18 protein-coding genes are annotated in these 17,523 nt (G+C 64.5%); 10 read left to right on the top strand and 8 right to left on the bottom strand.

What is annotated here, in order from left to right; genetic code table 11:
• Nucleotides 1-35: 35 nt before the first annotated feature.
• From TNMX_RS03175 to TNMX_RS03155, 5 genes are read left to right on the top strand one after another with little or no spacing between them, the layout of a single operon-like run.
• Nucleotides 36-908: a branched-chain amino acid ABC transporter permease gene (locus TNMX_RS03175; protein ID WP_038029439.1), complete on the top strand. Its 873-nt coding sequence runs from the start codon at nucleotides 36-38 to the stop codon at nucleotides 906-908.
• Nucleotides 905-1,834, top strand: a complete 930-nt coding sequence (locus TNMX_RS03170) for a branched-chain amino acid ABC transporter permease (protein WP_038029436.1) — start codon at nucleotides 905-907, stop codon at nucleotides 1,832-1,834. The genes TNMX_RS03175 and TNMX_RS03170 overlap by 4 nt, the downstream gene beginning before the upstream one ends.
• On the top strand, nucleotides 1,831-2,586 hold the full coding sequence (locus TNMX_RS03165; protein WP_216593108.1) for an ABC transporter ATP-binding protein: 756 nt from the start codon (nucleotides 1,831-1,833) through the stop codon (nucleotides 2,584-2,586). The genes TNMX_RS03170 and TNMX_RS03165 overlap by 4 nt, the downstream gene beginning before the upstream one ends.
• A complete protein-coding gene (locus TNMX_RS03160) occupies nucleotides 2,583-3,311 on the top strand; it encodes an ABC transporter ATP-binding protein (protein WP_038029434.1) in 729 nt (242 codons plus the stop codon). Before TNMX_RS03165 ends, TNMX_RS03160 begins: the two co-directional genes overlap by 4 nt.
• Nucleotides 3,301-4,053 (top strand): 3-hydroxybutyrate dehydrogenase, encoded by a 753-nt coding sequence (locus TNMX_RS03155; RefSeq protein WP_038029430.1) that lies wholly within the window; start codon nucleotides 3,301-3,303, stop codon nucleotides 4,051-4,053. The genes TNMX_RS03160 and TNMX_RS03155 overlap by 11 nt, the downstream gene beginning before the upstream one ends.
• Here TNMX_RS03155 and TNMX_RS03150 read toward each other — a convergent pair.
• The 5 genes from TNMX_RS03150 to TNMX_RS12375 are packed head-to-tail and all read right to left on the bottom strand — an operon-like array spanning nucleotide 4,050 to nucleotide 8,828.
• Nucleotides 4,050-4,883 carry a CoA transferase gene (locus tag TNMX_RS03150; RefSeq protein ID WP_038029427.1) on the bottom strand — a complete coding sequence of 278 codons (834 nt, stop codon included), beginning with the start codon at nucleotides 4,881-4,883 and terminating at the stop codon, nucleotides 4,050-4,052. The genes TNMX_RS03155 and TNMX_RS03150 overlap by 4 nt on opposite strands.
• Nucleotides 4,855-5,586 carry a 3-hydroxyacyl-CoA dehydrogenase gene (locus tag TNMX_RS03145; protein WP_015716801.1) on the bottom strand — a complete coding sequence of 244 codons (732 nt, stop codon included), beginning with the start codon at nucleotides 5,584-5,586 and terminating at the stop codon, nucleotides 4,855-4,857. The genes TNMX_RS03150 and TNMX_RS03145 overlap by 29 nt, the downstream gene beginning before the upstream one ends.
• 9 nt (nucleotides 5,587-5,595) lie before the next feature.
• On the bottom strand, nucleotides 5,596-6,750 hold the full coding sequence (locus TNMX_RS03140; RefSeq protein WP_038029424.1) for a thiolase family protein: 1,155 nt from the start codon (nucleotides 6,748-6,750) through the stop codon (nucleotides 5,596-5,598).
• Complete coding sequence (locus TNMX_RS03135; RefSeq protein WP_371180286.1) at nucleotides 6,735-7,847, bottom strand: acyl-CoA dehydrogenase family protein; 1,113 nt, start codon at nucleotides 7,845-7,847, stop codon at nucleotides 6,735-6,737. Before TNMX_RS03135 ends, TNMX_RS03140 begins: the two co-directional genes overlap by 16 nt.
• Nucleotides 7,848-7,904: 57 nt before the next feature.
• Nucleotides 7,905-8,828: a GGDEF domain-containing protein gene (locus TNMX_RS12375; protein ID WP_052037916.1), complete on the bottom strand. Its 924-nt coding sequence runs from the start codon at nucleotides 8,826-8,828 to the stop codon at nucleotides 7,905-7,907.
• 66 nt (nucleotides 8,829-8,894) lie between these two features.
• Between TNMX_RS12375 and lepA the strand changes: the two genes are divergently transcribed.
• Nucleotides 8,895-10,721 carry a translation elongation factor 4 gene (gene lepA, locus TNMX_RS03125; protein ID WP_126164666.1) on the top strand — a complete coding sequence of 609 codons (1,827 nt, stop codon included), beginning with the start codon at nucleotides 8,895-8,897 and terminating at the stop codon, nucleotides 10,719-10,721.
• The gene (locus tag TNMX_RS03120) at nucleotides 10,711-11,694 is read left to right on the top strand and encodes a sensor histidine kinase KdpD (RefSeq protein ID WP_038029413.1); all 984 of its coding nucleotides are present in this window, start codon (nucleotides 10,711-10,713) and stop codon (nucleotides 11,692-11,694) included. The genes lepA and TNMX_RS03120 overlap by 11 nt, the downstream gene beginning before the upstream one ends.
• Here TNMX_RS03120 and sdaAB read toward each other — a convergent pair.
• On the bottom strand, nucleotides 11,691-12,353 hold the full coding sequence (gene sdaAB, locus TNMX_RS03115) for an L-serine ammonia-lyase, iron-sulfur-dependent subunit beta (protein ID WP_015716795.1): 663 nt from the start codon (nucleotides 12,351-12,353) through the stop codon (nucleotides 11,691-11,693). The two genes, TNMX_RS03120 and sdaAB, sit on opposite strands and share 4 nt — an antisense overlap.
• Before the next feature lie 17 nt (nucleotides 12,354-12,370).
• On the opposite strand from sdaAB, the gene TNMX_RS03110 reads away from it, so the two are divergent.
• From TNMX_RS03110 to TNMX_RS03100, 3 genes are read left to right on the top strand one after another with little or no spacing between them, the layout of a single operon-like run.
• Nucleotides 12,371-14,302, top strand: coding sequence for a hypothetical protein (locus TNMX_RS03110; RefSeq protein WP_038029411.1), 1,932 nt, complete (start codon nucleotides 12,371-12,373; stop codon nucleotides 14,300-14,302).
• On the top strand, nucleotides 14,299-15,153 hold the full coding sequence (locus tag TNMX_RS03105) for a dihydrodipicolinate synthase family protein (RefSeq protein WP_038029409.1): 855 nt from the start codon (nucleotides 14,299-14,301) through the stop codon (nucleotides 15,151-15,153). Before TNMX_RS03110 ends, TNMX_RS03105 begins: the two co-directional genes overlap by 4 nt.
• Nucleotides 15,141-15,809 carry a hypothetical protein gene (locus tag TNMX_RS03100; protein ID WP_038029407.1) on the top strand — a complete coding sequence of 223 codons (669 nt, stop codon included), beginning with the start codon at nucleotides 15,141-15,143 and terminating at the stop codon, nucleotides 15,807-15,809. Before TNMX_RS03105 ends, TNMX_RS03100 begins: the two co-directional genes overlap by 13 nt.
• Here the strand turns inward: TNMX_RS03100 and cdd are convergent.
• Nucleotides 15,806-16,174 (bottom strand): cytidine deaminase, encoded by a 369-nt coding sequence (cdd, locus tag TNMX_RS03095; RefSeq protein WP_038029404.1) that lies wholly within the window; start codon nucleotides 16,172-16,174, stop codon nucleotides 15,806-15,808. The genes TNMX_RS03100 and cdd overlap by 4 nt on opposite strands.
• On the bottom strand, nucleotides 16,161-17,486 hold the full coding sequence (locus TNMX_RS03090; protein WP_038029402.1) for a hemolysin family protein: 1,326 nt from the start codon (nucleotides 17,484-17,486) through the stop codon (nucleotides 16,161-16,163). Before TNMX_RS03090 ends, cdd begins: the two co-directional genes overlap by 14 nt.
• Nucleotides 17,487-17,523: the final 37 nt, after the last annotated feature.

Below are 17,523 nucleotides of genomic sequence, written 5' to 3'. Positions count from 1 at the left end.
GAGGAAACGGGTTGCCGTATCGTCTACCCCTAGGTATGGACCTCCTCTTGATCCAGCTTCTAAATGGCTTGGTGAGCGGAGCTTTTTATGCCCTCCTAGCTCTAGGCCTAGCCCTAATCTTATCTTTGACCCGCATCATCAACCTCGCCCATGGGGGCTTCCTGGTGGTAGGAGCTTACATGGGCTACGTGCTTTCCGGATTGGTGGGATTCTACTGGTCTCTACTCCTAGCTCCCTTAGGCCTTGCCCTCCTGGCGGTCATCCTAGAAATCAGCATCATGCGTCCCCTTTACCGCCGCGACCCCTTAGAGAGCCTTCTCCTTACCTTTGGGCTAGCCTTGGCCCTTGAGGAGACTGTGCGCATCCTCTTCGGTCCTGTGGCGGTACCCTTCCGGATTCCAGAGGGCCTGGGAAGCTCTTTATTCCCCGGAACCAGCCTCTTCTTCCTCACCCGCTACCGGATCCTGGTCCTAGCCATAGCGCTAATGGCTGGACTAGGGGTTTATCTCCTTCTGCGCTTTACCCGTTTGGGCCTTTACCTCCGAGCAGGAGCCCAGGACCGGGAAACCCTCAACGCGCTTGGCACGGACGTAAGGCGCCTGTACACCCTGGCCTTTGCCCTGGGAGCCTTCTTGGCTGGCTTAGCTGGGGTTCTGGCCGCTGGCCAGCTGGGCCTTTCGCCCACCATGGGAACTGGCCTCCTTATGCCCAGTTTCGTGGCCCTCATTTTAGGTGGGGTGGGAAGCCTGGGAGGTAGTTACCTTGGAGGCCTTCTGGTGGGTATGGCCACCGGTCTAGCCGGAAACTTTTTGGCCCTGGCTAGCGAACTGGCCATTTATCTTATACTTGTTCTCGTTCTTTTGTTGCGTCCTAGAGGACTTTTCGGACAGGAGGGGTTTTTCGAATGAGAACCTGGATCCTTCTCTTGGCCGTGCTCCTTCCCTTACCCTGGGTGCTCAAAGCCCTGGGCAGCTATGCAGCGATCGCTAGCTACATCCTCATATGGGGCTTAGCTGCCATGGGGCTCAATCTCCTCATAGGGTATACCGGCCAGGTGTCCTTTGGGCACGCCGCCTTCTTAGGCCTGGGAGCCTATGGGGCAGGCCTCACCCTAAAACACATCCTCCCAAGCACACTCCTGGCCGTAACCTGCGGTTTCCTTCTTGCTGGTATCGCCGCTGCCCTACTTGGCCTGCTTATCACTCGGCTGAGAGGAATCTACTTCGCCACCTTTACCATCGCTTTCAGCCAGTTCTTCTACTTTATAGCCTTCCAGTGGAGCGATCTTACCGGGGGGGATGACGGCCTAAGGGGGTTTGCCCGACAGCCCTTGCATTTACCAGGCTTCACCTTGGATCTCTCCAGCAGCGAGGCCTACTATTACTTTGTCCTCCCCATCTTTCTTCTCTCCAGCTTCCTCCTCTGGCAACTGGTCCAGTCGCCGCTAGGTAGATCCTTTTTGGCCCTACGAGAGAATATGCTTCGGGCACGCTTCCTGAGCCTGAAACCAGAACGCTATCTCTGGATAGCCTTCACGATATCAGGAGCAATAGCAGGCATCGCAGGTGCCCTTCTTGCCCTCCAAATCAACTTCGCCCAACCCAGCTTCCTCCATTGGACCACGTCTGGAACCTTGGTAATGATGGCCTTTCTGGGGGGCAGGTGGCACTTTTTCGGCCCCTTAATTGGTGCGGCCCTCTACGTGCTCCTTGAGGAACTTCTTAGCTCCTACACACAGGAATGGATGCTATTCATCGGAATCCTCTTCATCCTAGCCGTCCTATTCTTCCCCGGTGGGGTCGCTGGCCTTGCAACCAAGAGGAGGTCAACGTGAGGCCCATCCTGAGAGCAGAAGGTCTAAGCAAGGCCTTCGGCCGCTTACTAGCGGTATCAGGGGTGAACCTGGAAGTGGCAGCGGGCAGCATCCACGCCATCATTGGTCCCAACGGTGCCGGAAAGTCAACGCTCTTCGACCTGCTCTCCGGGGCCAAAAGACCTGATAGGGGGAGGGTTTACTTCCTAGACAAGGAAATCACCCACATCGCCGTCGAGGAACGAATTCGCTTGGGCCTTTCCCGCACCTTTCAGGTACCCCAGGTCTTTACCAATTTGACGGCCAGGGAAAACCTAATCATTGCCTTGGAGGCAGCCCACAGCCTCTCCTCCTACCCCTGGCCCCGGAAATCCCGTTTTCTGGAAGAGGAAGCATCCGCTCTCCTAGAGCGCCTAGGTCTGGAAGAACAGGCCAGCCGCCTTGTGGGAGAGTTAGCCCATGGGGACCAGCGCCTGGTGGAAATTGGCTTGGCTCTTTGTTTACGTCCTAAACTTCTTCTCCTCGACGAACCTACAGCGGGGATGAGCGATGCCGAAACCTGGCGCACGGTACAAACGCTTAAAAGCCTTCACCGTGAGGAAGGGCTCACCCTCCTCTTCATAGAGCACGACATGGCCGTGGTCTTTGGCATTGCCGATCGGGTCACCGTGCTTCACCTAGGGGAGGTCCTTGCAGAGGGGACCCCCGACGAAATCGCCAAGGACGAAAAGGTCCAAGCGGCTTACCTGGGGGAGGAGGTGATGGCAGGGTGAACGCCCTGCAACTGGATAGGGTCAACGCCTTTTACGGCAAAAGCCATATCCTGCACTCGGTTTCCTTACAGGTCAAAGCAGGAACGCTTGTTGCCCTCCTTGGACGAAATGGGGCTGGAAAAACCACCACCATCCGTGCAATTCTGGGTCTCACCCCTCCCAGGAAAGAGGGTCAAGTTCTTCTCTTTGGACAGGACATCACCCACGCGCCGCCCCACCAGATTGCCATGCTGGGCGTAGGCTATGTGCCTGAGGGGCGGAGGGTATTCCCCAACCTTAGCGTGGAGGAGAACCTGCGCATCACTTTGGGTAAGCGCCCCGGACCCTTTGACCTCGACCGTATATACCAGCTCTTCCCCAGACTCCAAGAAAGGCGGCATCACTCTGGACGCCAGCTATCCGGAGGAGAACAGCAGATGCTAGCCATCGCCAGAGCCTTGCTCCTAAACCCCCGCCTTCTGATCCTAGACGAGCCCTCCCAAGGCCTCGCGCCACTTGTGGTCCGCTTGGTTGGGGAAACTTTGCAAAAGTTTAAGGGAGAAGGGGTTTCCATACTTCTGGCAGAACAAAATGCCCGCTTGGCCCTCGAGCTGGCCGACTGGGTCTACATCCTGGACGACGGTCGGATAGTCCATTCGGGCCCTGCCATGGAACTCCGCCATGATCCCGAGCGGGTCCGGGCCTTAACCGGTGTAAAGGAGGGGTCTAACTACCGTGAACTTTAAAGAGCGTACAGTTCTAATCACTGGCGCAGCGAGCGGCATCGGCCTAGCCCTGGCCCGGGCCTTCGGCCGGGAGGGAGCCAGGGTTCTGGTCCACGATCTCCAAGATGCCTCGGCTTTGGCTAAGGAGCTCGGCGGGATCTTCCTGCAGGCGGACCTGGCCGATCCCAAAGCCGTGGAGGAACTCGGGAAACAAGCGGCCCAGTACGGCGTGGACATCCTGGTAAACAACGCAGGCTTCCAGCACATCGACCCGGTGGAGGAGTTTCCCCTGGAAACCTGGCAAAGGATGATCCAGGTGATGCTCACCGCCCCTTTCCAGCTCATCAAGGCCCTTCTCCCGGGAATGAAGGCCAAGGGCTGGGGGCGGATCCTCAACATCGCCAGCATCCACGGCCTGGTGGCCAGCCCCTACAAGTCCGCCTACATCTCCGCCAAGCACGGCCTCTTGGGCCTCACCAAGACCGTGGCCCTCGAGGCGGGTCCCTACGGCATCACCGTGAACGCCATCGCCCCCGCCTACGTACGCACTCCCCTGGTGGAGAAGCAGATCGCCGACCAGGCCCGCACCCTTTCCATCCCTGAAAGCGAGGTGGTAGAAAAGGTCTTCCTGGCCCAAGCGGCCATCAAGCGCCTCATCGAACCCGAGGAGGTGGCGGCCTTGGCCCTCTTCCTGGCCTCGGAAAAGGCCTCGGCCATCACGGGGGCCGTCTTCCCCATCGACCTGGGCTGGACCGCCCGCTAGCCCCGCACCGCCCGCAGGGGAATCCCCTTCTCCTTGGCCCAGGCCTCCCATTCCCGAGCGGTCCTCCCTTGGAAGAAGGCCAGGAGCCGCTCGTAGGGTGGAAGGCCGGGCCTAGCCGGATCGAAAGCCGAGGGAAGAAGCTCCCTAAGGCCCGACTCCTCGCAAAACCGGGCCCAGAAATGGGGCTCCAAAGCCGCCAGGGCCACCTCCCCCTCCCGGGCGGGGTAAATCCCATAGCACAGGACGGAGCCATCCAGGAAGGGAATGGGGGGATAGGCCATGGCCTTCACCGCCTCGGAGAGGGCCACCTCGTATACCCCACCTCCAAGAAGCAGCCCCTTCAAGGCCGTAAGAGCCAGGGCATAGGCCCCGGCCAGGTCGGCGAACTGGAAGGACCCCCAGGGAAAGCGCCCGAGAAGCCCCGCCTCCGCCAGGTAGGTGAGGTCGTGGCCGGGGTCTGGGGCATCCGGGTAGCCCCGAAGCCGGGCACAGACCAAGCGGGGGTTGATCCCAAGGAGCACCTTAGGCCCGAGGCCCAGCCGCTCCATGACCCCGGGGCGGTTGGCCTCGAGGAGGATGGCGGCCTCGGGAACCAAGGCCAGGAAACGTTCCCGATCCTCCCTCCTCTTCAGGTCCAGGGTCAAGATCTCCTTTTTCCCGTTCAAGAAGCGGTAGGCCTCCAGGGCCCAGTCCCTGAGGGGGTCCCCTCGAGGGGGCTCCACCTTGAGGACGGGAAAGCCCAGATCCGCAAGGAGCTTGCCCGCCAAGGGCCCGGGAAGAAGCCGGGTGAGATCCAGAACCCTACCTGGGGGCCATACGCAAGGCACCATCCAGGCGGATCACCTCCCCGTTCAGCATGGGGTTTTCCAGGATGTGGAGGACCAATAGGGCGTACTCCTCCGGCCGGCCCAGGCGCCTGGGAAAGGGCACCTGTTCGGCCAGCGAGGCCTTGGCCTTTTCAGGAAGCCCCTGAAGGAGGGGGGTATCGAAGAGGCCCGGGGCGATGGTCACCACCCGGATGCCCCAGTCCGCAAGCTCCCGGGCCACGGGGAGGGTGAGGCCCACCACGCCCCCCTTGCTGGCCGCGTAGGCCGCCTGGCCCACCTGGCCCTCAAAAGCCGCCACGCTGGCGGTGTTCACCACCACCCCCCGCTGCCCCTCGGCATCGGGAGGGTTCTCCCGCATGGCCCAAGCCGCAAGGCGCAAGACGTTAAAGGTGCCGATAAGGTTCACCTCCACCACCTTGCGGAAACCTTCCAGGTCGTGGGGGCCTTCGCGCCCCAGAACCTTGCGGGCCAAACCGATGCCCGCGGCATTGACCACCGCGAAAAGGGGAGCCTGGGAGGCCGCAAGCTCCACCGCTCGCTTAGCATCCTCCTCCCGGGTCACATCCCCTTCCAGGTAATCCAGGCCCGGATCCTCTCCCCGCCTGAGGTCCAAGACCACCACCCTGTAGCCCCTATCCCTTAAGGCCAAGGCCGTAGCCCTTCCCAACCCCGAGGCCCCACCCGTCACCAAAGCGCTTCTTTCCATGGTCCACCCCTAGATCCTCTGGATGATGGTGGCCGTGGCCTGCCCGTGGCCGATGCACATCACCTGGAGGCCAAACTCCCCCCCGGTGCGCTCCAGCTCGTAAAGAAGCTTGGTCATGAGGATGGCCCCCGTGGCCCCCAAGGGGTGCCCGTGGGCGATGGCCCCGCCGTTGGGATTCACCCTTTCCGGGTCGGGGCCAAACTCCCGCAGGAAGGCCAGAACCACGCTGGCGAAGGCCTCGTTGATCTCGATGACGTCCAGGTCCCTAAGGGAAAGCCCCGCCTTCTCCAGGGCCTTTTTGGTGGCGGGGATCACCTCCAATAGTTGCAGGGTGGGATCCCCCGCCACCACCACCCGGGCAAGGAAACGGGCCCGGGGGCGGAGGCCCAAGGCCAAGGCCTTTTCCCTATCCCCCAGGAGCAGGGCCGCCGCCCCGTCGGAAACCTGGCTGGAGTTGCCGGCGGTCACCACCCCGTCCTCCCGGAAGACAGGCTTCAAGGCCAGCATCCGCTCGTAGTCCACGTCGAAACGCACCCCTTCGTCGCGGTCCAGCAGGAAGGGCCTTCCCTCCCCATCCACCCCCTCCAGGGGAAGGATCTGGCTCCGGAAGCGCCCCTCCTGGATGGCCCGGGCCGCCCGCCTGCGGGAGAGATAGCCCCACTCGTCCAGCTCCTCCCGGCAGAGGCCATACTTCTTTGCGATGCGCTCCGCGCTTTCCCCTTGGTGGACGAGCTCGTACCGCTGAAAAAGCGCCGGATTCAAGGTGTGGAAGCCTCCCCCGATATCGGAGAACATGGGGGATCGGGTCATGCTCTCCACCCCGCCGGCAATGGCAAAGTCCAGGTCGCCGGCAGCGATGGCCTGGGCGGCGAAGTGCACAGCCTGCTGGCTGGAGCCGCACATGCGGTTCAGGCTTACCGCAGGAACCTCCTGGGGTAGGCGGGAAAGGAGGACGGCAAGCCGTCCTATGTTGGCCCCCTGTTCCCCGGTTTGGGTCACGCAACCCGTGACCACATCCCCGATGAGCCCGGGGTCGATACCCGTCCGCTCCAGGAGGGCGTCCAAGACCTGGGCGTAAAGGGCATCGGGCCGCCACTCCCGCAAGGCTCCATTCCTCTTGCCGATGGGGGTGCGTACCCCCTCGAGGATCACGGGCTCTCCCATATCCGCCTCCTTACCAGCTCCCGCAGGATGACGAGCCTTTGGATCTCGGAGGTTCCCTCATAGATCTGGAGCACCTTGGCATCGCGGTACAGTTTGGCCAAGGGATACTCCTCGCTGTAGCCGTTTCCGCCAAAGACCTGGAGGGCCTCCGACACCCCCCGCACGGCGGCGTCGGCGGCGAAGGCCTTGGCCGTGGCTGCCTCCAAGGCGTTCTCCTCGCCTCGTTCCGCCAGTTCGGCGGCCTTCAGGGTGAGGAGGCGGGCGGCCTCCAGGTCCATGAGCATCTCCGCCAGCTTAAACCCCACCCCCTGGTGCTCCAGAAGGGGCCTGCCGAAAGCCTCCCGCATGGCAGCGTAGGCCAGGGCCTCGTCCAAGGCCCTCCGCAATAGCCCCACCGCCAAGGCTGCCACCATGGGCCGGGAGCGGTTGAACACCCGCATGGCCAGGGCAAACCCCTCCCGGGCGATCAAGCTCTCCTCGGGCACCAGGACGCCGTCCAGGTACACCTCCGCCGCCGGGGAGGCCTTCTGCCCCAGCTTGGGCAAAGGAGGCCCCACCTCCACCCCCATCCCCCGCTCCACCAGAAAGGCAGCGATCCCCTCCCGGCCCTCCGCCACCTTGGCAAAGACCACGAAAAAGGAGGCCTCCGGGGCATGGCTGATCCAGGTTTTGCGCCCGTGGAGGCGGTATCCGCCCGGCACCCTTTCCGCCCGGGTGCGGATGGCGGCCACATCCGAGCCCGCGTGGGGCTCGGTAAGGGCGTAGGAGGCCACCTCCTCCCTGAGCCGGGGTAGAAAGCTTCGGGCGTGGGCACTTCCCGAGAGGAGAAGGGCATCCGCCACCAGGTTGTTGAGGAGCAAGGCTGCCGCCACCCCGGTGCAGGCGTAGGCCAGTTCCTCCGCCACCAGGACCAGGCTCCTGGGCCCAAGCCCTGCCCCGCCCAGCTCCTCCGGGACCACCAGTACCGGAAAACCAAGCCCTGCCGCCTCCCGAAACAAAGGCCAGGGAAACCGGGCCTCCTGGTCCAGATGCTTGGCCTGGGGCAGGATGCGCTCCCGGGCAAAGCGCCGGGCCAGCTCCCGAACGGATTTCTCCAGGTCCACGGGAACCCCCGGCAAAAGTTTACCCGGTCCAAAACCCCGGGGCAAGAGTCCTCATCTCCCCTTCTTCCGGTACATGAGCCCATCGGCCGCCTCGAGGGCCTGCACCAGCTCCTTCCCCTCCACCTGGCTGAAGCCCACGGAAACCGAGGGGAAACGGGCATGGACCCGCGCCTCCAGGGAGGCTCCATCCCTTAAGCCCAGGTGCAGGCCCACGAACTCGTCCCCGCCCACCCGGTAAAGGGCATCCCCTTCCCGGGCCTCCTCCCGCAGGACCCTGGCGAAGCGGACCAGATGGGCATCCCCCGCCTTATGCCCCTCCCGGTCGTTCACCGCCTTCAGGTCGTCCAGGTCCCAGAGGGAAAGGACCAGGGAAAGCCCCTCCCGGGCGGCCAGGGCCTGGAGCCGGGGAAACTCCCGCTCCAGGGAGCGGCGGTTGGCCAGGCCCGTGAGGGGGTCGGTGAGGGCCTCGCTCTGGATGAGGCTTTGCAAAGCCTGAAGGCGACGGATCATGGCCGCCACGCTGAGGCCCGCTATGCTGGCCAAAAGCCCCCCCGCCGCCACCAGGAACCGGGTTTCCTCCTGGGGCCAGGGGGCGAGGAGGACATAGGCCAAGGCCAGCCAAAGCCCGGGCCAGCCAGCGAAGGCGGCAAAGGCGTAGGCGCCCACGGTGAAGAAGGCCATGACCCCAAGCCGCCAGTCCTCCCCGGAAAGCCCCGTGACCGCCGCCTCCGGTGAGGCCACCAGGCTCATGAGGGCGGTGAATAGGGCCACCCCCAGGTGCAGGGCCACGGCCAGGCGCCCCATGACTGTGACCCTGCCCAGGATGTAGGCGACGGGAAGGCTTAACCAGTAAAGGAGCGTGGCAGCGTACATCACCCGGCCCCCATAAAGCACCACCACCGGGATCCACACCAAAGGAATCAGGGCCAGGCGCCAGTACAGGCGGACCAGCCCCGGCCAGATCTCAGGGGTCATGCCGCATTCTACCCATACCGCCCAAACCACCAGGCCAGCTTGACTTTGCCCCCTCCACCCTGGACGATGAGAAGGATGGATGACAAGCGCATCCGCAACTTCTCCATCATCGCCCATGTGGACCACGGGAAGTCCACCCTGGCCGACCGCATCCTGCAGCTGACCCATGCGGTGAGCGAGCGGGAGATGCGGGAGCAGTTTCTGGACTCCCTGGAGCTGGAGCGCGAGCGGGGCATCACCATCAAGGCCAGCGCCGTGCGGGTGGAGTACCGGGCCAAGGACGGGGAAACCTATATCTTCAACCTGATCGACACCCCGGGCCACGTGGACTTCACCTACGAGGTCTCCCGGGCCTTGGCGGCGGTGGAAGGAGTCCTTCTGGTGGTGGACGCCAGCCAAGGAGTGGAGGCGGAAACCCTGGCCAAGTTCTACATGGCCCTGGAACACGGCCATGTGATGATCCCCGTCATCAACAAGATCGACCTTCCCAACGCCAGGCCCCTGGAGGTGGCCCTCGAGGTGGAGGAGGTGCTGGGCCTTCCCGCCGACGAGGCCATCTTCGCCTCGGGGAAGACGGGGGAAGGCGTGGAGGAGATCCTCGAGGCCATCGTAAAGCGCATCCCACCCCCCAAGGGCGACCCGGAAGCTCCCCTTAAGGCCCTCATCTTCGACTCCCTTTACGACGCCTACCAGGGGGTCATCCCCTACCTCCGCCTCTTTGAGGGCCGGGTGCGCCCGGGGGACCGGATCCGCATCTACTCCACCGGCAAGGAGTTCACCGTGGACAAGGTGGGGATCTTCACCCCCCAGGGGCTCATCCCCGTGGAGGAGCTCACCGCAGGGGAGGTGGGCTGGCTGGTGGCCGCCATCCGGGACATCCACGACGTGCAGGTGGGGGATACCATCACCCACGCCCATAGGCCCACCGACGCCCCCTACCCCGGCTTCCGCCCCGCCAAACCCGTGGTCTTCGCCGGCCTCTACCCCGTGGACTCCGGAGACTACGGAAGGCTAAGGGATGCCCTGGAAAAGCTCAAGCTCAACGACGCCGCCCTTTCCTTTGAGCCGGAAACCTCCACCGCCTTGGGCTTCGGTTTCCGCTGCGGCTTCCTGGGGCTTCTCCATGCGGAAATCGTGCAGGAGCGCCTGGAGCGGGAGTTCGGCCTGGAGCTCATCGCCACCGCCCCCAGCGTGGTCTACAGGGTGCGCCTGAAAAACGGGGAGGAGGTGGAGGTGCTAAACCCCGCCGACCTCCCCGACCCCACAAAGATCGAGGAGATCCTCGAGCCCTACGTGAAGCTCACCGTCTTTACCCCCGAGGAATACGTGGGGGCCATCATGCAACTCGTCCAGGAAAAACGGGGCCGCCTGGTGAACATGACCTACCTTCCCGGGGAAACCAAGCGGGTGGAGCTGGTCTACGAGGTGCCCTTTGCCGAGATCCTTTACGACTTCCACGACCGCCTGAAAAGCCTCTCCCGGGGCTACGCCTCCATGGACTACGAGCAGATCGGTTACCAGCCTGGGGACCTGGTCAAGGTCAACGTGCTGGTGCACGGGGAGCCCGTGGACGCCCTCACCTTCATCGCCCACCGGGACAAGGCCTACGCCATGGCCCGGGCCATCGTGGACAAGCTGGCGGAGGTCATCCCCCGTCAGCTTTTTGAGGTACCCATCCAGGCGGCCATCGGGGGCAAGATCATCGCCCGGGCCACGGTGAAGGCCCTGCGCAAGGATGTGCTGGCCAAGTGCTACGGCGGGGACGTAACCCGGAAGAAGAAGCTTCTGGAAAAGCAAAAGGAGGGGAAGAAGCGGCTCAAGGCCATCGGCAAGGTGGAGGTGCCCCAGGAGGCCTTCCTGGCGGTGCTCTCGGCGGGGCGGGATGAGTCTTAGGGCAAGGCTCGCCCTGGTTATCGCCCTTCTGGCTTTTCTGCCCAACCTGGTCCTGGCCCTCACCCTGGGCCTCATGGGGGAGGGTCCCTGGCTGCCCTTGGTGCTGTGGCTTCTCCTCATCGGCCTGGTTTCCGGGGCGGTGGGATACTTCCTGGCCCGAAGCCTCCTCAGGCCCCTCGAGGAGCTCACCCGCGCCCTGGCCTACCTCTCCGTCAAGGAGGGCCCGGTGAACGAGCTCAGGCTACCCGCCCCCAAGGAGCCTCCCCCCATGGAGATCGCCCTGCTCCGCGCCCGCTTCGGGGAGCTTCTTCAACGCCTCCAGCGCCTTATGGAGGCCCGGGAAGCCTTCTACGGGGCCCTGGCCCACGACCTGAAAACCCCCCTGCTTTCCGCCATCCGGGCCCTGGAGTACCTGGAAAGGGCGGACCACCTGGGACGGGAGAAGCGGGTGGAACTCCTTCTGGCCTTGAGGCGGGAGCTCTTCCAGGCCCACCTTCTCGTGGAAAACCTCCTGGCCCTCTCCCGCCTGGAGACCCGCACCCCCCAGCGGGAAACCCTGAACCTAAGGGCCTTGGCCGAGGATCTCCTTCTCCGTTACCGGGAGGAAGCGGGAAGGCGGGGGCTTGGCCTAACGGTGGAGGGGGCGGGTCTCGCCCGGGGGGAGCGGCTCCTTTTGGAAAGGGCCCTGGCCAACCTTCTGGACAACGCCCTGCGGCACGCCAAAACCCAGGTGCGCATCCGGGTGGAGGAAGGGGCCCTGCAGGTGGAGGACGACGGGGAAGGGCTTCCCCTGCCCCTGGAAGCCCTGGCCCAGCCCTTCCGCCAAGGAGGCCCGAACCGGGGAAGCGCGGGGCTTGGCCTCTACACCGCCAAGCGGGTGGCCGAGGCCCACGGGGGGAGGCTTCTGACCTGCAAAACCCCCTTGGGCGGGGCGTGTTTGCGCCTGGAACTCCCCCCGGCCAAGGAGCTTTAGTCCATAACCGGGGGGATCTGCCGCACCCAGAGGATGTAGGAGAGGTGCTCCAGGTACCTCAAGGGGACCTCGGGAAGGGGACGGTCCACCTCGAGGCTCATCATGGCCTCCCCGCCCCGCTTCTTGCGGCTCACCGTGAGGTAGGCGATGTTCACCTCGTCATCGGCCAGGATGCGGGCCACCCGGGCCACCACCCCCGGGGTGTCCACGTTGCGGATCACCAGGGTGGGGGCGGCTCCGGTGATGCGCACCTCGAAGCCATCCAGGTCAAAGATGCGCACCAGTCCGCCTCCCAGGGAGCTTCCGGTCACGGTAATGCGCTCCTTCTCCCCCTCCAGGACCATACGCACAGTGTTGGGATGCACGTCCCCAAGCTCCACTGCCTTAAAGGCCACCTCGAGGCCTTCCTTCTCCGCCAGGGAAAGGCTTTCCTTAAGCCTTTCGTCGTCGGGGGTAAAGCCCAAAACCCCCGCCACCAAGGCCAGGTGGGTGCCGTGGCCCTTTCCCGTCTTGGCAAAGGAGCCGTGCAGGCCAAACTCCACCCGCCTGGGCCTTTCCCCCAAAAGGTGCCGGGCCAGAAGGGCCAGGCGGCAGGCCCCGGCGGTGTGGCTGGAGGAAGGCCCCACCATCACCGGGCCGATCATGTCCAGTAGACCCATGCCTGTAGAATAACCCCATGCGCGCGTTCCTGACCCGGGCCATCGGCTTCCTCTTGGCTCTGGGACTCCCGGTTTTAGGCCAAAGCCTGGTGGTCCCGAAGGAAGTCCAGGCGGGAAGGCCTGTGGTCCTGGAGGGACGGGACCTGCCCGAAGGGCGCTTCCCCCTGGTGCTGGAGGGTCCCGAGGGACAAGAAACCTTGGAGGTGGAGGCCCAGAAGGGAAGGTTCCAGCTGGAGCTACACCCCAAGGTCCCCGGGGAGTACCGCATCCGCCTTTCCCTGCCCGCCGGTGCCCTGGAAGCCCGCTTCATCGCCCTGGCTCCCGCCACCCCCGAGCTGACCCGGGAAGGGCTCAAGCTCCCCTGGGGCCTCCTGCCCCTACCCCCGGGGGGTTGGCTGGGACCTTTGGTCCAAGGGGATAAGGTGTACGTGGCCCAGGGGCTTTTGGTAGTTGAAACCAGCGCGAAGGAGAAAACCTTCTCCTTCCACTTTGCCCCGGCCCGCATCCTGGCCCTCAGGCCAGGCCCTGAAGCCCTCCTCGAGGGGGACTGGGTCCTGCCCATCCCCTTCCCCCGGGTGCCCTTTGAAGGCAAGGAGGAGGACCTAAAGGTCCTGGGCTCCCTCCTAGAAGCCCTCAGTCCGCCGAAGCCCTGGCCCTACTATGCCTACTGGACCCTGGACCCCGCCACCCTCACCCCGGAGGACCTGGAGGCCTACGGCCAGGACCTCCTGGCCCGGGGCCATAGGCCGGAACTCTTCTTCGGCCAACCGGGGGTGGCCCGCATGGCGGAGACCTCCCGCCTTCTGCAGAAGAAGGACCCCGAAAAGGCCCTTCTCCTGGCCAAGGCCCTCCTCCGCTACACCCCTCTCTTCCCAGGTTCCTTGGCTTTTTTCCAGGAGACTGCCCAGTACCTGGAGGCCCAGGGCCACCCTGCCCAGGCCCTGACCTTCTTGGAGGCGGGAAAGATCCTGCGCGCCTGGCTTCCCCCCAGGCTTTCCCTGCTTCCCATGGCCCTCTGGACCCTGGGCCTGGCCTACCTGGGCCTCATGCTCTACCTCTTCCTCTACTACCTGCCCGCCCAGCTAAAGGACCTGAAGCCCATCGGCGGCTATCTGGGTGGGTTCTGGCGGCACCCCCTCCTGCGCCTTCGGCACCTTCACCTGGCCTACGCCAGCCTGGGGGAACGGGTGCTGGCCCTGGTCCTCTTCCTGGCCCTCAGCCTGGGCCTCCTCCTCCAGGGACTGGACGCCCAGGTGCGAAAAGGGCTTTTCGCCCCCCCCTTGGACCAAGGCACCCTCCGTACCCAAAAAGCCCAGGACTGGCTCCGCACCCTTCCCCCCACTCCCGAGGTCAAGGCCCTTCTGGGTTACGCCCTCCTTTCGGAGGCCCCCAAGGAGGCCCAGGGCCTCCTGCGGGAAGCCGCTTTGCCCTTCGCCCTGGCCCTTAGGGGAGACGAAACCTCCCTGGCCCAAGCCTACCGTAAGGCTCCCCTCGAGGGACCCATCCGCTCAGCCCTCCAACTGGGGCAGGATCCCTGGGGGGCCAGGGAGCCAGGTCCCACCCTGCGCACCCTTTACCTGGCCCTCCTCCAGGTGGAGGTAAAGCGCCTCCAGGAGGATCCCTTCCGGGGGTTCCTGCACCTCAGCACCCCCCTTCCTGAAGGGGTAAAGCCCTGGGCCTTCGCTGGCTTCTGGCTCCTTCTCCTCTACCACCTCCTCACCTTCCTCCTGCCCCGGCGCAGGACCCCGATTCCCCCCTCCTGGGCCCTGGGGGTGCGCCTCCTGGTACCGGGAAGCCTCGGCTTCTCCTCGGGCCTGGGCATTGTCCTCCTCCTTTTGGCCGCCTATGGGCTTCTTGCCCTCCTGGAGGGCCAGAAACCCACCCTCCTGATCCTGGCCTACGGGCTCCACCTCCTGGTGTTAGTCTTGAGCCTGAGGAGGCCCACATGATCCTTCCACCCATCCCCACTCCCTTTGACCGGGAAGGCCGCCTGGACACGGAGGCCTTTCGGGAACTGGCGGAAGCCCTGGAACCTTTGGTGGACGGGCTTCTCATCTACGGCTCCAACGGGGAAGGCGTCCATCTGACCCCGGAGGAACGGTCCAGGGGGCTTCGGGCCCTAAAACCCCGGAAGCCTTTCCTGGTGGGCCTCATGGAGGAAACCCTGCCCCAGGCGGAACGGGCCCTCCTCGAGGCCCAGGAAGCAGGCGCCATGGCCCTTCTGGCCACGCCTCCCCGCTACTACCACGCAAGCCTCGGCGAGGGGCTCGTGGCCTACTACAAAGCCCTGGCGGAAAGGATGCCCATCTTCCTCTACCACGTGCCCCAGAACACCAAGGTGGACCTGCCCCTTTCCGCGGTGGAAACCCTGGCCCAACACCCCAGGATCACGGGAATCAAGGACTCCAGCGGGGACCTAACCCGCCTGGCCTTTTACCAGGCCCATCTGAGGGATGACTTCCGGGTCTTCACCGGCCACGCCCCCACCTTCCTGGGGGCTTTGGCCCTGGGAGCCGAAGGAGGCATCCTGGCGGCGGCCAACCTGGCCCCCAGGGCCTACCGGTCCCTCCTGGAGGCCTTCCGGACCGGCCGCCTAAGCGAAGCCCAGGCCCTGCAAAAACGGCTATTCCCCTTGGGGAACCTTCTTTCCAGGGGTGGGGTACCCCTCCTCAAGCAGGCCATGAGGCACCTGGGCCTACCCGCCGGTTACCCAAGGCCTCCCTATCCCCAGGAAAGCCCTATCTGGAAGGAGTTTCGGCCCGTCTTGGAAGCCCTCAAGGAGGAAGGATGGCTCCTGTGAGAATTCTTTTAGGCCTCGTGACCCTGGGCCTTTTGGCCGCCTGCGCTCCCCAGACCCTGACCCCCGAGGCCCGTTTGCTCTCGGCCGAGCTGCGGGGCCTGGAAGTGAGCCCGGAACCCGCCCTCCTCCTGGGGGTAAGGGTGGAGTTCCAAAACCCCAACCCCTTCCCCCTGCCCCTGGCCACCTTTGGCACCCGGCTCAGGGTGGGGGAGGTGGCCGTGCCCCTGGACCTAACCCTACCCCCCGGAAGGAAGGAGGAGGTGCTCCTGGTACGGCTCACCCCCAAGGAGGCCTTGGCCACAGCCCAGGCCCTCCTCTCCCGGGAGGGGGTGGCGGTGGCCTTGGAAGGCCGCACCCTGGGCCAAAGCCTCACCTTCTTCCGCACCCGGCTGGCCTTCCCCCTGGAGCCCCCAAGGGTCCGCCGGGTGGGGGTGAACTTCTTCCTGGAAAACCCCAACCCCCTTCCCCTCAAGGTGGAAGGAAGCTTGGTCCTCCTGGGCCAAAGCTTCCGGGTGCAGGTGGACCTCCCCGCCCGGGGCGAGGGCCGGCTTCAGGTGACGGGCTTCAGGCCAGGCTTGGAACGGGGCTCTGGAAGGCTGGAACTCACCCTCGAGGTCCCGGGCTTTTTCCGGCAAAGCCTGGTTTTACCCCTCTAGAGCCTAAAACCCAGGGGCAAAAGCTCTCCCAGGGTCCTCACCACATACCCCTCGGGCCCGTGCATGACCACCTCGGTCCCGGAGGAGCCAAACTCAAAAAGCACCTGGCGGCATCCCCCGCAAGGGGGGATGGGGCCCTTCGGGCTATAGATGTGCACCCGGTCTATCCGCCTCTTCCCCGCCAGGACCATGGCGGCCACCGCATTGCGCTCCGCACACTGGGAAAGGGGGAAGGAGGCGTTTTCCACGTTGACCCCAAGGAAGCTTTCCCCTTCCGCCTCCACCATAGCCACCACGGGGAAGCCGGAGTAAGGAGCGTAGGCCCGCTCCACATGGGCCTCGAGGATGGCCCTAACCCTCTCCATGCTCCACCAGCCTTTCCACCCGCACCCTTTCTATCCGGCGCTGGTCGGCGCTTTCCACCACGAAGCGAAACCCCTGCCACTCCACGCTTTCCCCCACGCCGGGGATGCGGCCGAACTGCTCGTAGAGGAAGCCGGAAAGGGTGTCGTACTCTCCTTCGGGAAGCTCCACTCCCAAGACCTCGGAAACCTCGTCCACGGGGGTCTGGGCCTGGATGGAAAAGGAGCCGTCGGGAAGCCTGCGAATGGCCAGGTCCTCCGGCTCGTCGGTCTCGTCGTAGATCTCCCCCACGATCTCCTCCATCACGTCCTCCAAGGTGACCAGGCCCGCCGTGCCCCCGAACTCGTCCACCACGATGGCCATGTGCACCTTCCGCCGGCGTAGCTCCCTTAGGAGGGACCAGGCGTCCATGTTCTCGGGCACGAAGTAAGGGGGGTGGGCGATGGAGGCCACGGTGCGCCCTTTAAGATCCTCCTCGCAGTAGTAGTCCAGGAGGTCCTGGGCGTAGGCCACCCCCACAATGTGGTCCACGCTTTCCTTGTAGACGGGAACCCGGCTGTAGCGGTGCTCCCGGAAGAGGTGGAGGAACTCCTCCAGGCTGGCCTCCGCCTCAATGGCCACCATCTCCACCCGGGGGGTCATGATCTCCCGCACCGGGGTTTCCTCCAGCTCCAGGATGGAGTGGATCATCTCCTCCTCTTGGGCCTCTATGATTCCGGACTCCTCCGCCCCCGCCAGGATGAGCTTGAGCTCTCGCTCGGACACCAGGGGGGTATCCCGGGGCTCCAGGCCCAGCACCCTGAGCAGGAAAACGGAAACCAGGCTGAAGAAGCGGCCCACCGGATAAAGCAGGATGGAAAAGAGATAGATGGGCCAGGCAGCTACCCGGGCCAAGGGTACGGCGTGGTGAACAGCGATGGACTTGGGGGTGATCTCCCCGAAAAACAGGATGAGAAAGGTCATGAGCCCCGTGGCCAGGCCCACGCCGGCCGAGCCGAAGGCCCGGGTGGCCAGGTCCGTCACCAAAGCGGTGGCGGCGATGTTCACCAGGTTGTTGCCCACCAGGATGGTGGTGAGGAAACGGGTGATGTCCTGGGAGAGAAGCCGGAAGGGCCCCCCCTGGGTTTCCGCCAGCTCCCGCACCTTCCAGGGATATAGGGTGGTGAAGGCCGTTTCGCTGGCGGAGAAGAAGGCGGAAAGGGCCAAGAGAAGGACCAAAAGAAAGAGGTCCCCAGGGCTTGGGGCTTGGGACTGGGCCAGGGCTAGGGAACCGAAGGGCAGGAAGAAGAACCACCGACTGGGAGGTCTGTCCATATCACCTTTCGCCATTCTACACCATGGGGCCATGTGG

The sequence above is a fragment of the Thermus sp. NMX2.A1 genome, from assembly GCF_000511705.1.
Lineage (GTDB): Bacteria > Deinococcota > Deinococci > Deinococcales > Thermaceae > Thermus > Thermus scotoductus.
The sequence above is the reverse complement of the archived record's forward strand: the minus strand, read 5'-3'. Positions and strand labels throughout refer to the sequence as shown.

Excerpts from the sequence above, each read along its gene's own strand:
- TNMX_RS03110 (WP_038029411.1), top strand. The coding sequence starts at position 12,371 with ATGCGCGCGTTCCTGACCCGGGCCATCGGCTTCCTCTTGGCTCTGGGA.
- TNMX_RS03175 (WP_038029439.1), top strand. The coding sequence starts at position 36 with ATGGACCTCCTCTTGATCCAGCTTCTAAATGGCTTGGTGAGCGGAGCT.
- TNMX_RS03105 (WP_038029409.1), top strand. The coding sequence starts at position 14,299 with ATGATCCTTCCACCCATCCCCACTCCCTTTGACCGGGAAGGCCGCCTG.
- TNMX_RS03140 (WP_038029424.1), bottom strand. The coding sequence starts at position 6,750 with ATGGGAGAGCCCGTGATCCTCGAGGGGGTACGCACCCCCATCGGCAAG.
- TNMX_RS12375 (WP_052037916.1), bottom strand. The coding sequence starts at position 8,828 with ATGACCCCTGAGATCTGGCCGGGGCTGGTCCGCCTGTACTGGCGCCTG.
- TNMX_RS03170 (WP_038029436.1), top strand. The coding sequence starts at position 905 with ATGAGAACCTGGATCCTTCTCTTGGCCGTGCTCCTTCCCTTACCCTGG.
- cdd (WP_038029404.1), bottom strand. The coding sequence starts at position 16,174 with ATGGAGAGGGTTAGGGCCATCCTCGAGGCCCATGTGGAGCGGGCCTAC.
- TNMX_RS03145 (WP_015716801.1), bottom strand. The coding sequence starts at position 5,586 with ATGGAAAGAAGCGCTTTGGTGACGGGTGGGGCCTCGGGGTTGGGAAGG.
- TNMX_RS03150 (WP_038029427.1), bottom strand. The coding sequence starts at position 4,883 with ATGGTGCCTTGCGTATGGCCCCCAGGTAGGGTTCTGGATCTCACCCGG.
- sdaAB (WP_015716795.1), bottom strand. The coding sequence starts at position 12,353 with ATGGGTCTACTGGACATGATCGGCCCGGTGATGGTGGGGCCTTCCTCC.
- TNMX_RS03120 (WP_038029413.1), top strand. The coding sequence starts at position 10,711 with ATGAGTCTTAGGGCAAGGCTCGCCCTGGTTATCGCCCTTCTGGCTTTT.
- TNMX_RS03100 (WP_038029407.1), top strand. The coding sequence starts at position 15,141 with ATGGCTCCTGTGAGAATTCTTTTAGGCCTCGTGACCCTGGGCCTTTTG.
- TNMX_RS03090 (WP_038029402.1), bottom strand. The coding sequence starts at position 17,486 with ATGGACAGACCTCCCAGTCGGTGGTTCTTCTTCCTGCCCTTCGGTTCC.
- lepA (WP_126164666.1), top strand. The coding sequence starts at position 8,895 with ATGAGAAGGATGGATGACAAGCGCATCCGCAACTTCTCCATCATCGCC.